Raw genomic sequence first — 12,213 nt, 5'->3', positions numbered from 1 at the left:
TAACCCGAGGCGGGTTACCAATGTCTTTATGCTCGTATCATTGCGCAGCTTGCCGGTGCGCCAGCGGAAGGCGGACGCGAAAGGCCGCACCGCCCTGCCCAGGAAGATAACTGATCTCGCCGCCCAGACGCTGCATGATCTCGCGACAGATCGCCAGCCCCAAACCAGCGCCACCCGCCTTGTCCCCACCGACACGGGCAAACTTTTCGAACACCATCGATTGCGCTTCGGGTGGGATGCCACTGCCGTTATCGGTGAAATCAATGACGAGCTGCCCCCCGACATCATGGGCCGAAATGGTCAGAACGGGTTCATCCGCGTCGCAATATTTCTGCGCGTTCGAAATCAGATTGATAAAGACCTGCCCCAACCGATCAAGATCAGTGTTCAACGGAATACGCTCGGACGGTCGCGAGCGGCGAATCCTGAGTTTTGGATGTGACCCCGCCAATGCGCTTGAGACCGCCCGATCCAGGATCGAACCAAGGGTATCCCCACCCATATTCAGGCTCACACGACCACTTTCCAGAACGCTCAGGTCCAGCAAATCGTCCAGCAGGCGAGTCAGTCGTAGCGCCTCATCGTGGATAATCGCGGCATAGCGCGTTTGCTCTTCGGCACTCAGACCGTCCGTATCGCGCATGATCTCGGAAAAGGCTCGGATTGAGGTCATCGGCGTCCGAAGTTCATGGCTGACCTGACTAAGGAACCCGTCTTTTTGTTCCGAGATCTGTGTCAGCTTGGTATTCGCCTCCCGCAATTGGCGCGCGGTACGGCTGAGCTCGGCGGATTTGGCCTCAAGCTGGCTGGAATACTCCAACAGTTCCGCCGACTCGTCAGCCACCGCAAGCAAGTCCTCAACCGAAACGGACGATCCACCGACAATCTGCCCGATCATCGCATGGGCCGTGGCCGCGCCGACCGAGCCGCTGAGTTCACGTTCCAGTCTTTCCAAAAAACCCGGCGTGGGTTCCGGCAAGCTTGTCCGTCCACCCTGTGCTTCGGCCTCGTGCTGAAAGAACTCCTGCGCCGGGCCAGAGCCCAGAATGCGCTGTGTCATGATCATCAGGTCTTCGCTTTGCGCAACCGACCCGGTCCAACCAGCAGGTGAGACCGAGTGGTCAAAAACATTGACGAACTGCGCGCCCTGAAGACGCTCCAACGGGCTGGGAAAGCTCAACAATGACGCGGCGCAGAACGCAGCCGTATTCAATGCCAACGACCACATGACCGAGTGGACCATGGGGTCCATTCCTTCGATCCCGAAAAGGGCCCTTGGGCGCAGCCAGCCCCACCCGAAGGGACCGTTCTGCAACACCGAGTCGGGCATTATTGCCCCGCCCATCCCCGGTAGTAACAAGGTGTAAATCCACAGCACAAAACCAACCGTCAGCCCCACCAACGCCCCGGTTCGCGTGGCCCCGCGCCAGAACAACCCTCCTACCAGCGCTGGCAGGATCTGGGAAATGCCCGCGAAGGCCACCAGCCCGATCGACGCCAGTGCAGCCCCACCGCCCGACAAGCGGTAGTAATAGTAACCCAGCGCCATGATGACCGCGATGGACACGCGCCGCGCCATCAGCACCACGTTGCGCACATCACCCGAGACCGAACCCGCCCCCCCTTGCGTGCTTAGCCAGATCGGCATGACCAGATGGTTCGACACCATGGTCGACAACGCCATTGCCGTCACGATGACCATAGACGTGGCCGAGGAAAACCCGCCGATAAACGACAGCATCGCCAGCCAGTCGTTCCCCTGCGACAAGGGCACCGTCAGCACGAACAGGTCAGGGTTCGAGCCTTCGGGCATCAAATCCAGCCCCACGACGGCGATGGGCACGACAAACAGGCTCATCAACAGCAGATATAACGGGAAAGCCCAAGCAGCGGTTCTCAGATGCCCCTCATCCGCATTTTCAACGACCATCACCTGAAACATCCGCGGTAAACAGATGAAAGCGGCAGCCGAGAGGAAGATGAAGGTCGTCCAACGTCCGGCATCCACATTCCATTGCCCGATTTCCGAGGCATCGATGCGATCCATCATCGGGCCGATCCCACCCGCAACCCCCCAAACCACGAAGACACCAACCGCAAGCAAGGCGAACAGTTTGACGACCGATTCCAACGCAATGGCGGTGACCACGCCGTGGTGACGCTCATTCGCGTCCAGATTTCGAGTGCCAAATAGGATAGCAAATACCGCCAGGCCCGCAGCTACCCAAAACACACTGGAACCTTCTCGGTAGAGGCCCGAGGGATCAGCCTCTGCAAAGATGGAAAAAGACAGTGTAATGGATTGCAGCTGCAACGCGATGTACGGCGTTCCACCCAAAACGGCCAGAATGGTCACGCAAATGGCCAGCGTGTTGGATTTTCCGTATCGCGAGGAAATCAAGTCTGCGATGGATGTTACCCGCTGGGTGCGTCCGACCCGAACGAGCTTGCGCAGACCCCACCACCAGCTGAGCATCACCAGCGTTGGCCCAAGGTAGATCGTAACAAATTCCAACCCGGACCGCGCAGCATTTCCGACCGCGCCGTAAAAGGTCCAAGCCGTGCAATAAATCGACAGCGACAAGGTATAAATCAGCGGAGACCGCAACCACGCCCCTCGGCCAGCGGCCGCCATCCGGTCAGCGGCAAAAGCCACCCCGAACAACAGAACGACATAGCCGAGGCAAACCAGGATCAGAACGTTTAGTGTGGCCATCAATCCGACTCTGCCTCGGCATCGTCACTTACAACCATTCGTCTGGCTGCAAATCCAAAGATCAGACTGATTATGATCAGCAAAGCCCAGCACGTGAAGATATACAGAACTGCTGAAGACAGCGGCACACCATCATCAGATGAGCCTTGGCTTGGCCAGAGCAGCGGAATGGCAACAAGAGCCGCCCCCAGAATGGGCAAAAGACGCGCGGCATCCATCAACCTGCGGCGGCGATAACTTTGACGCTCGAGAAATAGCGAAGGCCGGACCCCTTGGGGTTTGCGATCTTCGCCCGAGTTCATGACCGCGTTGCCTGCGCGTGCAGGTCTCGCACCGCTGTCAGCACTTCGGCGTTGGAAAACGGTTTGGTCATAAAGCGGCTGACCCCGGCATTTTCAGCCATTTCCCGGTCGCGCGATTGCCCGCGCGCTGTCAGCATCAAAACGGGCAAATGCTGCATGCCCTCAAGCTCGCGCAGGTTGCGCAAAATCTCCATCCCGCTTTTGCCGGGCAGCATAACGTCCAGAATGACCAGATCAGGGTTTGCGCCCTGAATGACTTCTATCGCATCCGACCCTTCTGCGTGCGTTTCAACGTGCCATCCCTCGCGGGTCAGCAAAAATCGAATGGCCTCAGCGATGTTGGGCTCATCCTCAATTAACAGAACCTTACGGCTCATATGTTCCATTCCTCCCCATGACAGGTTCTGTCCGTGAACCTGTCGGCGTCAGCTTAAGCCTTCTGTCAGGAAACTGTCAAAAACCTTCGCTCAAAATCGACGGCTCTCGGCGCGATGCACAGGCGTCATTCGGGCAAACCCGGCAGCTTGGGCCGACCCGGGTCACGGATTGCGCGCTCGGAGCCCCCTCTTCCACCGCTCGGACAAGCATGACTGAATGATAGGCCGGCGCATCGTCATATCCTGAAACCGCCTGCGGCCACGCGTAGGCATAGCAGTCGAACTCGGCCGCCGTTCGCCCCAATTGCACAACACGTTTACGGATCGGAACCAATGGTCTGTTCAGCGCCTGAAAGATGGGCCAGAACGGGCAGGCTTCGCCAAAGCGTGGCATGGCGAAACCCGGCACGGATTTACTGAACAGGATACTGCCGGACGCGTCACAGACCACCAGCCCGGTGGGCCGCCCTAGATATCCTTCGGGCAATGTAGCCAGCCGCCGCAGGACTGTCGGGATATCTACTGAAAACCGTGCCGCCAGAGCCAGCGGATCAGGCTCGGCCTCGGTCAAAGCCTTTTGCACGTCGTCCAGAGGCATGGCTCTGACATCTGCGGCGTAGGTATCCAGATATCCCTTGGTCACAGTCCGCGCTGCCGCCGATTCAATCGCGCTTAGGTCAATGTCCGCACTGCTTCCGCCTGCTTCGATCTGCGGGAAATGGTGGCCGTTGGCCTGAAAAAAAGCCTCAGCATCCTCCGAGGGTACACCGCGACGGTCACCGGCCGCCTCAGAATCATCCAAGTATGCCACCAGAGACTTGGAACTGTCAGCCAACCGTTCGGCATCCTGGTGCAGGTTGCGGTGAAACCGATCGCGCCACTCGGGTTCGATTTCCTGTGTGTCGGCCAGAATCGCCGCCGTTGAACGAATGGCAGCGGCCGTTGACAGCACCTCGTGCATCGACGCGGCAAGATGTGGATCATGCGTCAGTCGATCGGACAAGGTTTCAACCGTGCGCTCAAGCGAGACGACCCGGCGATGCATCTGCGCCAGAACTCCGGCCCACCCAGGAAACCGGCCTGCGAACTCTTCCAGCGCGTCCACTTCGGCCTGCTGTCCGACCGCATCTGCAGCAGCCTCGCGCAGCGCCGAAATCAGCGTAGCCTCAATCCCTTGCGTAAGAAGCGAAGGTTCAACAGACAGCGCATTGGCGATATCCACCAGCAGCTTGCCCCCGATCCGGCGGCGGTTGTGTTCGATCAGATTCAAATAGGACGCCGAAATCCCAACCTGCCGCGCAAGCTCGGCCTGCCGCAAACCTGAGATTTGGCGTCGCTCGCGAATGCGGCTACCTGTCAGCGTGTCGCGCATGTTCCATCACCCAATTTGATCCAGTCTTTTCAAAACTCCCATTAAGTTTCTATAGCTTAAAGGCCAATTTTCATAGTCCGTTTACAGCATTCACAACTGTGACTACGGATGGCCCTTACCTTCCACCCCACCAATCTGTGCCCAATCTGCCAAATCTGAATCCACCCTCTTCTAATTTTCCCGAATTCCTTGCACGATAGCCGGATGAGCGACCCAGCTTTCGAATATGCCCCCATCGGATTGGTCGAGTTGGAAAACCGCATCATCCGACGCTGCAATCTGCAATTCGCCCGCACCTTTGGCGGCGAGGAGGCAGAGTATCGCAATATGCCTCTGCTGCACCTCTACCCGTCGGTCGCGGATTGGGAGAGGATCGGACAGCGAGGCCTTAAAGCGATGCAGGACACAGGATATTACACAGACGAACGGGTCATGCGCCGACGCGACGGGGACTTGTTCTGGTGCCGTGCACGCGGACGATCCCTGACGCCGGACGACCCGTTTCGCCATGGCATCTGGAGCTTTTCCGACATCTCAGAAGACCGCCCGCTGGTCGAATTGACAACCCGCGAACGCGAAGTTGCGATCATGTCCTGCCGCGGTCTGTCCGCCAAGGAAATCGGCGTCGAGCTGGGGCTGAGTTATCGCACGATCGAGGCTTACCGGGCCCGTTTGCTAGAGAAGTTCGGCGCACGCAAACTACCGGAACTTGTGGCAAAACTCTCAGGCATGCCCCTTTAATCCGTTTCCCCCTCGAAATATTGGGCAAAACCCCCATCTGACATGCCGAGACTGCGCTTTTCATGACCGTGCGCATAGCTTATAACGCTGCGTAATCAGACCAAAGCCCGCGAGAACAGACGGGCCAAAGGGGAACCGTCGAGGACACTCATGACAGATACCAAACACGAAGCGGACGTGGCATTCATCAAGGCACTGGCCGAACTGCTACGCGAAAATGACCTGACCGAACTGGAAGTCATGCGCGAATATGGTGATGACGACAGTTTGAATGTCCGCGTCAGCCGTATGTCGCAGGTCGCGCCCGCCCCTGTTCAGATGGCCGTACCGGCAGCGGCACCAGCACCCGTAGCAGCAGCCGCTGCACCTGTCGAAGCTCCGGCGGCACAGGAAGATCCGGCCAGCCACCCGGGCGCTGTCACCTCGCCCATGGTAGGAACCGTTTATATGCAGCCCGAACCGGGCGCACCTTCCTTCATCAGCGTCGGCGCATCGGTGTCCGAAGGCGACACACTGCTGATTGTCGAAGCGATGAAAACCATGAACCACATTCACGCGCCCAAATCCGGAACCATCAAACGCATTCTGGTCGGTGACGGTGATGCGGTGGAATTCGGCACCCCTCTGGTCATCGTTGAGTAAGGCGGTCCCATGTTCGACAAGATCCTGATTGCCAACCGAGGCGAGATCGCCCTGCGGGTCATCCGCGCTGCCCGCGAGATGGGGATTAAGACGGTCGCCGTCCACTCCACCGCCGATAGCGACGCGATGCATGTGCGCATGGCGGACGAATCGGTCTGCATCGGCCCTCCGCCCAGCCCGCAAAGCTACTTGTCGGTGCCTGCGATCATCTCGGCGTGTGAAATCACTGGCGCACAGGCGATCCACCCTGGCTATGGTTTCCTGTCCGAGAATGCCGAATTCGTGCAGATCGTCGAAGATCACGGCATCACCTTTATCGGCCCCACCGCCGAACACATCCGCGTCATGGGCGACAAGATCACCGCCAAGGACACGATGAAGGCGCTGGGTGTGCCTTGTGTTCCGGGTTCGGACGGCGGCGTGCCCGATCTGGAGACGGCCAAGAAAATCGGTGAGGAATTTGGTTACCCCGTCATCATCAAAGCCACCGCTGGCGGTGGCGGTCGCGGTATGAAAGTCGCGATGAGCGCGGATGAGATGGAAAGCGCATTTATGACCGCACGTGCCGAGGGCAAAGCCGCCTTTGGCAATGACGAGGTCTATATCGAGAAATACCTGACCACGCCCCGCCATATCGAGATCCAGGTCTTTGGTGACGGCAAGGGCAAGGCTGTGCATCTGGGCGAACGCGACTGCTCGCTGCAGCGCCGCCACCAGAAGGTGTTTGAAGAGGCACCCGGCCCCAGCATCACCCCGGAAGAGCGCGCCAAGATCGGTAAAGTCTGCGCGGACGCCGTGGCCAAGATCAATTATATTGGCGCCGGAACCATCGAGTTCTTGTATGAGAACGGTGAGTTCTACTTCATCGAGATGAACACCCGCCTGCAGGTAGAACACCCGGTGACCGAGGGCATCTTTGGCGTCGATCTGGTGCGCGAACAAATTCTCGTCGCAGCTGGCGAACCGATGTCGTTTGGTCAGGACGATCTTGTGATCAACGGCCACGCCATTGAGGTCCGGATCAATGCAGAAAAGCTGCCGAACTTCTCACCCTGCCCGGGCAGGATCTCGGCCTTTCATGCCCCCGGCGGTCTGGGTGTGCGGATGGATTCGGCGCTGTATGATGGGTATTCGATTCCACCATATTACGACTCGCTGATTGCCAAGTTGATCGTACATGGCCGCGACCGGGCCGAGGCGCTGGCACGGCTAGATCGCGCATTGGGCGAACTGATCGTGGACGGTATCGATACAACCGTGCCGCTGTTCCATGCGTTGCTGCAAGAGCCGGAAATCCACAACGGTGATTACAACATTCACTGGCTGGAACACTGGCTTGCGGCGAATATGGCCCAATAAAACCACAGGACCAGAGGGCACTTGCGCTCTGGTCCCCGGGTATTGCGCATGAGCCTGACCCCTGAACTTTTGCTACACGGCTATTCCATTGGAATTTTCCCGATGGCCGAGCACCGCGATGACCCGGGACTGTTCTGGGTCGATCCCAAGTTTCGTGGCGTTTTTCCGTTGGATGGCTTTCATATCTCGCGCAGCCTCGCACGCCGCATTCGAAAGTCCGACTTTTCCATCAGCATCAACCGCGATTTTGCCGGAGTGGTAGATAGCTGCGCTGATCGGGCAGACACATGGATCAATGCAGAATTGCGCCACCTTTATCAGCAACTCCACCTCGCGGGCCGGGCCCATTCGCTGGAGGTTTGGGATGAGGACGCACTGGTCGGCGGCGTTTACGGCGTTACACTGGGTGCGGCGTTTTTCGGCGAAAGCATGTTTTCCCGCCGAAAGGATGCCTCGAAAATAGCGCTGGCCTATCTCGTGGATCGCTTGCGCCAAACCGGGTTTCGCTTGTTTGACACCCAGTTTCTGACCGCTCATCTGGCGTCTCTGGGAGCGATCGAGATTCCGCGCACGCAATATCGGAACACGCTTGAAGAGGCGATCAATGCCAGTGCAGATTTCGTGGCAGCAGTGCCTCAGTCGCCCGATGCAGTGATACAGCGCATCACCCAGACGTCATAACGCGCATGGTCCAGCGCGTTCAATGCGGGCGACGTGGCAATCATCCAACCGTCAAACAATTGATCTGTCCTGCCTTTTTCCCAGATCGTCAGATAGGCAAACGCATCACCGGTCGGGTTGTCCGCTGGATAGCGACAATCGCCCAAGGCCACATCCAACCCAAAAACCGGCAGTGTCTGACCATTCCGCATTTCAACATCGACGGTCTGACCGCTGACCTTGTCCAGACCACGCAGCATTGCGCCAGGACCGGATTGGGCTTTTTGCTGGGCCGTGGGCCCCGTCGCGACCAGCAACGCTGCAATCAGGGCAAATCGCTTCATTCGCTTCCGTCCCCGGCGACAAACTTGACCAGCAGGGAAATCAGACTGACGGCACCTTGCGTATCTTCGACTTGATCGCCCGCTTCAAAGTAGAAAGGCGAACCACCCGGCATAATCTCGACAAAGTTGCCGCCCAGCAGCCCTTCGGATGAGATGACAATCGCGCTGTCGTCCGGCACCAGAATTCCGTCAGAGATCGAGAAGGTGGTATCGGCGCGATAGGTTTCGGGATTCAGGTCTACACCGGTTACAGTGCCGATCTTGACACCAGCAAGGCGTACGTCAGTGCCGACGCCTACCCCTTCCAAGGAACGGAAAGAGGCGCCCAGTTCATAGCCGCCACTGCTTTGCGACAGGCCGGTGGATTGGCTGGCGTAAACGCCAAATGCGACGGCACAGGCTAAGACGACCCCACCGACCAGAACTTCGGTTGCATTATAACTCGACATTGCTCGCCTCGTGTTATTCCGGGCTCCAGGCCTCGTAGTCCTTACGCTCGACCGGGTCCGGGCGGCGCAAAGAACCTGCTGGTGCATAAGCCAAAGCAGAGCCTGTCAGATTTTCCTGATGCGGTTTTTCCCAGGATTTGTGTTTCAGCGGTTTGTCCGTCGGCGGCTCATCCCAGGTGCGGTGCAGCCAGCCATGCCAATCGGGGTCAACTCGGCTTGCCTCGGCCTCACCATTGAAAATAACCCAGCGTCTGCTGTCGTCGGCATTGTGATAGAACACGTTGCCTTCGTCGTCTTCACCGACCTTGATACCCTTACGCGATGTGTAAATCTGCGTGTTCAATGTGGATCCGTTCCACCAGGTCACGGCCCGCAAAAGACTGTTTAGGATTCCCATCAGCTGCCTCCGGCATTTCTGTACCCGCAGATATGGACCAAAGGCGGGCTAAGGTCCAGTGTCACAAAAACCGCACCCTCTATTGCGGCAGAGCCGCGGTCACTTCGATTTCGATGCGGTCCTCGGGTGTTATGAGATTGCATTCGATCACCGTCGCTGCCGGTGGGTTGTCACCAAAAGCTTCTACCAACAACGGCCAGCAAAGTTCGAACTCATTCATGTCCGGCAAATAGTAATTGACCCGAACTACGTCCGCAAAACCGACTCCAGCCTCGGCCAGCGCTTTTCCAATCGCCTCCAAGGACGACTTGCACTGCCCTACAATGTCCTCCGGCACGTTGTCACCTTGGGCGCAAGTCCCGGCGACAAAGACGAAACCATTTGCAACAACAGCGCGACAATAGCCGATTTTGGCCTCGAATTCTCCGCCAGATGAAATGCGCCTGATTTTCATGCTTCCCTCCAAAAGAAAACGGCGCGGTCAATCCCGCGCCGTCTTGGTAATTCTTGTTGTGCCTTACCCTGCCGAAGCTGATTCCGCGGCATCCGCATAGATGATCAGTGGTTGCTTGTCAGACGACACCGCTTCTTCGTTCACCACCACTTCGGTTACGTTCTTCATGCCCGGAAGTTCGAACATGGTGTCCAGAAGGATATCCTCGAGGATCGAGCGCAGCCCGCGCGCGCCGGTTTTGCGTTCGATGGCCTTCTTGGCGATCGACTTCAGCGCATCATCAGTAAAGGCCAGCTCGGCGTCTTCTAATTCGAACAGGCGCTGGTACTGCTTGACCAGAGCGTTCTTGGGTTTGGTCAGGATTGTGACCAGTGCATCTTCGTCCAGATCCTCCAGCGTTGCCAGAACCGGCAGACGACCAACGAATTCCGGAATCAGGCCGAACCGCAGCAAATCCTCGGGCTCGAGATCCTTGAAAATCTCACCCACGCCACGTTCATCATTGTCCCGCACGTCGGCACCAAAGCCCATGGCCGAGCCTTTGCCGCGTTGCGCGATGATCTTATCCAGACCTGCAAAAGCACCACCGCAGATGAAAAGGATGTTCGTGGTATCCACTTGCAGGAATTCCTGCTGCGGATGTTTGCGCCCGCCCTGCGGCGGTACACTGGCCACGGTGCCTTCCATCAGCTTCAGCAGCGCCTGCTGTACACCCTCGCCCGACACGTCACGCGTGATGGACGGGTTTTCGGATTTGCGGGTGATCTTGTCGACCTCGTCGATATAGACGATGCCGCGCTGCGCGCGTTCGACATTGTATTCGCTGGACTGCAGCAGCTTGAGGATGATGTTTTCAACATCCTCACCCACATACCCGGCTTCGGTCAGTGTGGTTGCGTCTGCCATGGTGAACGGCACATCCAGAATGCGCGCCAGCGTCTGCGCCAGCAGCGTCTTACCGCAGCCGGTCGGACCGATCAGCAGAATGTTGGACTTGGCCAGCTCAATATCGCTGCCTGCCTTTTGCGCGTGGTTCAGACGCTTGTAGTGGTTGTGCACCGCCACCGACAGAACCCGTTTAGCGGTGGCCTGACCGATTACGTAATCGTCCAGCACCTCACAAATGTCTTTGGGTGTTGGAACGCCATCGCTGGATTTCAGGCCGCTGGCCTTCGTCTCTTCGCGGATGATGTCCATACACAGCTCGACGCATTCATCACAGATGAAGACGGTGGGGCCGGCAATCAGCTTGCGCACCTCATGCTGGCTCTTGCCGCAGAAGCTGCAGTAGAGCGTGTTTTTGCCGTCACCGCCTGAATTCGTCGCCATGTTCTACCTTTCGGGCTTCGTCCCTGCGGTCTGTGTGGAACCGCGCATGCCACATGTTGGTGCAGCTTAGGCCACCACCGGGGCGGCTACAATCTCAAAAATGGTCCCCACGCCCAAGACGTGGGGAGATATTCTTAGGCCTCGTCACCATCCATTTTGGCGCGATTTTCGACGATTTCGTCGATGTGACCCCAGTCTTTCGCCTCTTCCGGGCTCATGAAGTTGTCACGATCCAGCGCTTTTTCAACCGCCTTTTTGGTCTGGCCGGTATGACGCACGTATATGTCATAAAGGCGATCCTTCAGTTTTTGCGTCTCGGCCGCGTGAATCATGATGTCGCTGGCCTGGCCCTGATAGCCGCCACTGGGCTGGTGCACCATGATCCGGCTGTTGGGCAGCGAGAAACGCATTCCCTTCTCGCCCCCGGCCAGCAAAACCGACCCCATCGAGGCCGCCTGACCGATCACCAATGTGGAACATTTCGGCTTGATATACTGCATTGTATCGTAAATCGACAAACCGCTGGTGACGACGCCACCGGGAGAGTTGATGTAGATCGAGATTTCTTTGTTCGGATTTTCCGCCTCAAGATGCAGCAATTGCGCGACGATCAGGTGGCTCATCCCGTCGTGGATCGGGCCGTTGATGAAAATGATCCGCTCTTTCAGAAGGCGCGAGAAAATATCATACGCGCGTTCACCCCGGCTGGTCTGCTCGACGACCATGGGAACGAGCGTATTCATATAGGTGTCAACGGGATCGAACATGAGAACCTGCCTGTTTTGCTATGGATCGGGACATTACCCGAAGAAACGTTACCCGAGTCTTAGTGTCGCCACGGGGGGGCTGCAAGGGGGGCACAACAGATCGCGCTCCAACCGCCCACAATAGGGGGATAGTCTGATGTCGAACGCACAGAAACAGCAGCGGTCAAGGCCTGGTTTGACGCGCTTGTTTGTAAGTTCCCCTTTTCGCATCACGTCATTTTGATCCATGCATATGGAAATTCATGCGCAGAACGTGTAGCAATGCGAACCGCTTTAGCGAAACACTCACAAAAGTTCCCCGACA

At 57.7% G+C, this 12,213-nt stretch carries 14 protein-coding genes; 4 read left to right on the top strand and 10 right to left on the bottom strand.

Annotated features, from left to right (window positions below; translation table 11 throughout):
* Nucleotides 1-37: 37 nt before the first annotated feature.
* The 4 genes from AC2FI9_RS13385 to AC2FI9_RS13370 all read right to left on the bottom strand — a co-directional run bounded on the left by AC2FI9_RS13385 (nucleotide 38) and on the right by AC2FI9_RS13370 (nucleotide 4,767).
* Nucleotides 38-2,716: an ATP-binding protein gene (locus AC2FI9_RS13385; protein ID WP_496768233.1), complete on the bottom strand. Its 2,679-nt coding sequence runs from the start codon at nucleotides 2,714-2,716 to the stop codon at nucleotides 38-40.
* A complete protein-coding gene (locus AC2FI9_RS13380; protein WP_282169166.1) occupies nucleotides 2,716-3,018 on the bottom strand; it encodes a hypothetical protein in 303 nt (100 codons plus the stop codon). Before AC2FI9_RS13380 ends, AC2FI9_RS13385 begins: the two co-directional genes overlap by 1 nt.
* The gene (locus AC2FI9_RS13375; protein WP_113788253.1) at nucleotides 3,015-3,395 is read right to left on the bottom strand and encodes a response regulator transcription factor; all 381 of its coding nucleotides are present in this window, start codon (nucleotides 3,393-3,395) and stop codon (nucleotides 3,015-3,017) included. Before AC2FI9_RS13375 ends, AC2FI9_RS13380 begins: the two co-directional genes overlap by 4 nt.
* Nucleotides 3,396-3,471: 76 nt before the next feature.
* Nucleotides 3,472-4,767, bottom strand: coding sequence for a short-chain fatty acyl-CoA regulator family protein (locus tag AC2FI9_RS13370; RefSeq protein WP_496768230.1), 1,296 nt, complete (start codon nucleotides 4,765-4,767; stop codon nucleotides 3,472-3,474).
* Between the two features lie 204 nt (nucleotides 4,768-4,971).
* Between AC2FI9_RS13370 and AC2FI9_RS13365 the strand changes: the two genes are divergently transcribed.
* From AC2FI9_RS13365 to aat, 4 genes are all read left to right on the top strand, one after another.
* Complete coding sequence (locus AC2FI9_RS13365) at nucleotides 4,972-5,508, top strand: LuxR C-terminal-related transcriptional regulator (protein WP_058272193.1); 537 nt, start codon at nucleotides 4,972-4,974, stop codon at nucleotides 5,506-5,508.
* A 150-nt stretch (nucleotides 5,509-5,658) separates the two neighbouring features.
* Nucleotides 5,659-6,150, top strand: a complete 492-nt coding sequence (gene accB, locus AC2FI9_RS13360) for an acetyl-CoA carboxylase biotin carboxyl carrier protein (protein ID WP_058272194.1) — start codon at nucleotides 5,659-5,661, stop codon at nucleotides 6,148-6,150.
* A gap of 9 nt (nucleotides 6,151-6,159) precedes the next feature.
* On the top strand, nucleotides 6,160-7,509 hold the full coding sequence (accC, locus tag AC2FI9_RS13355) for an acetyl-CoA carboxylase biotin carboxylase subunit (protein ID WP_058277013.1): 1,350 nt from the start codon (nucleotides 6,160-6,162) through the stop codon (nucleotides 7,507-7,509).
* Nucleotides 7,510-7,557: 48 nt separating this feature from the next.
* Nucleotides 7,558-8,190 carry a leucyl/phenylalanyl-tRNA--protein transferase gene (gene aat, locus AC2FI9_RS13350; protein WP_496768228.1) on the top strand — a complete coding sequence of 211 codons (633 nt, stop codon included), beginning with the start codon at nucleotides 7,558-7,560 and terminating at the stop codon, nucleotides 8,188-8,190.
* Here the strand turns inward: aat and AC2FI9_RS13345 are convergent.
* From AC2FI9_RS13345 to AC2FI9_RS13320, 6 genes are all read right to left on the bottom strand, one after another.
* On the bottom strand, nucleotides 8,145-8,513 hold the full coding sequence (locus AC2FI9_RS13345) for a DUF2155 domain-containing protein (protein ID WP_282169164.1): 369 nt from the start codon (nucleotides 8,511-8,513) through the stop codon (nucleotides 8,145-8,147). The genes aat and AC2FI9_RS13345 overlap by 46 nt on opposite strands.
* On the bottom strand, nucleotides 8,510-8,962 hold the full coding sequence (gene mlaD / locus AC2FI9_RS13340; RefSeq protein WP_496740500.1) for an outer membrane lipid asymmetry maintenance protein MlaD: 453 nt from the start codon (nucleotides 8,960-8,962) through the stop codon (nucleotides 8,510-8,512). The genes AC2FI9_RS13345 and mlaD overlap by 4 nt, the downstream gene beginning before the upstream one ends.
* Before the next feature lie 13 nt (nucleotides 8,963-8,975).
* Entirely contained in the window at nucleotides 8,976-9,359 is a 384-nt protein-coding gene (locus tag AC2FI9_RS13335) for an NADH:ubiquinone oxidoreductase subunit NDUFA12 (RefSeq protein WP_058272199.1), read from the bottom strand.
* 79 nt (nucleotides 9,360-9,438) lie between these two features.
* On the bottom strand, nucleotides 9,439-9,813 hold the full coding sequence (locus AC2FI9_RS13330) for a RidA family protein (protein ID WP_496736832.1): 375 nt from the start codon (nucleotides 9,811-9,813) through the stop codon (nucleotides 9,439-9,441).
* Nucleotides 9,814-9,876: 63 nt separating this feature from the next.
* Nucleotides 9,877-11,142, bottom strand: coding sequence for an ATP-dependent Clp protease ATP-binding subunit ClpX (gene clpX, locus AC2FI9_RS13325; protein WP_058272201.1), 1,266 nt, complete (start codon nucleotides 11,140-11,142; stop codon nucleotides 9,877-9,879).
* 134 nt (nucleotides 11,143-11,276) lie between these two features.
* Nucleotides 11,277-11,909, bottom strand: coding sequence for an ATP-dependent Clp protease proteolytic subunit (locus AC2FI9_RS13320; RefSeq protein ID WP_108861785.1), 633 nt, complete (start codon nucleotides 11,907-11,909; stop codon nucleotides 11,277-11,279).
* Nucleotides 11,910-12,213: the final 304 nt, after the last annotated feature.

Source organism: Ruegeria sp. CDSA246 (assembly GCF_059611225.1).
Note: the sequence above shows the minus strand (reverse complement) of the source record. Positions and strands in the feature narration are given on the sequence as shown.

Coding starts and splice junctions, on each gene's coding strand:
- AC2FI9_RS13335 (WP_058272199.1), bottom strand. CDS start 9,359: ATGGGAATCCTAAACAGTCTTTTGCGGGCCGTGACCTGGTGGAACGGA.
- accB (WP_058272194.1), top strand. CDS start 5,659: ATGACAGATACCAAACACGAAGCGGACGTGGCATTCATCAAGGCACTG.
- aat (WP_496768228.1), top strand. CDS start 7,558: ATGAGCCTGACCCCTGAACTTTTGCTACACGGCTATTCCATTGGAATT.
- AC2FI9_RS13345 (WP_282169164.1), bottom strand. CDS start 8,513: ATGAAGCGATTTGCCCTGATTGCAGCGTTGCTGGTCGCGACGGGGCCC.
- accC (WP_058277013.1), top strand. CDS start 6,160: ATGTTCGACAAGATCCTGATTGCCAACCGAGGCGAGATCGCCCTGCGG.
- AC2FI9_RS13330 (WP_496736832.1), bottom strand. CDS start 9,813: ATGAAAATCAGGCGCATTTCATCTGGCGGAGAATTCGAGGCCAAAATC.
- mlaD (WP_496740500.1), bottom strand. CDS start 8,962: ATGTCGAGTTATAATGCAACCGAAGTTCTGGTCGGTGGGGTCGTCTTA.
- AC2FI9_RS13385 (WP_496768233.1), bottom strand. CDS start 2,716: ATGGCCACACTAAACGTTCTGATCCTGGTTTGCCTCGGCTATGTCGTT.
- clpX (WP_058272201.1), bottom strand. CDS start 11,142: ATGGCGACGAATTCAGGCGGTGACGGCAAAAACACGCTCTACTGCAGC.
- AC2FI9_RS13365 (WP_058272193.1), top strand. CDS start 4,972: ATGAGCGACCCAGCTTTCGAATATGCCCCCATCGGATTGGTCGAGTTG.
- AC2FI9_RS13380 (WP_282169166.1), bottom strand. CDS start 3,018: ATGAACTCGGGCGAAGATCGCAAACCCCAAGGGGTCCGGCCTTCGCTA.
- AC2FI9_RS13320 (WP_108861785.1), bottom strand. CDS start 11,909: ATGTTCGATCCCGTTGACACCTATATGAATACGCTCGTTCCCATGGTC.
- AC2FI9_RS13375 (WP_113788253.1), bottom strand. CDS start 3,395: ATGAGCCGTAAGGTTCTGTTAATTGAGGATGAGCCCAACATCGCTGAG.
- AC2FI9_RS13370 (WP_496768230.1), bottom strand. CDS start 4,767: ATGCGCGACACGCTGACAGGTAGCCGCATTCGCGAGCGACGCCAAATC.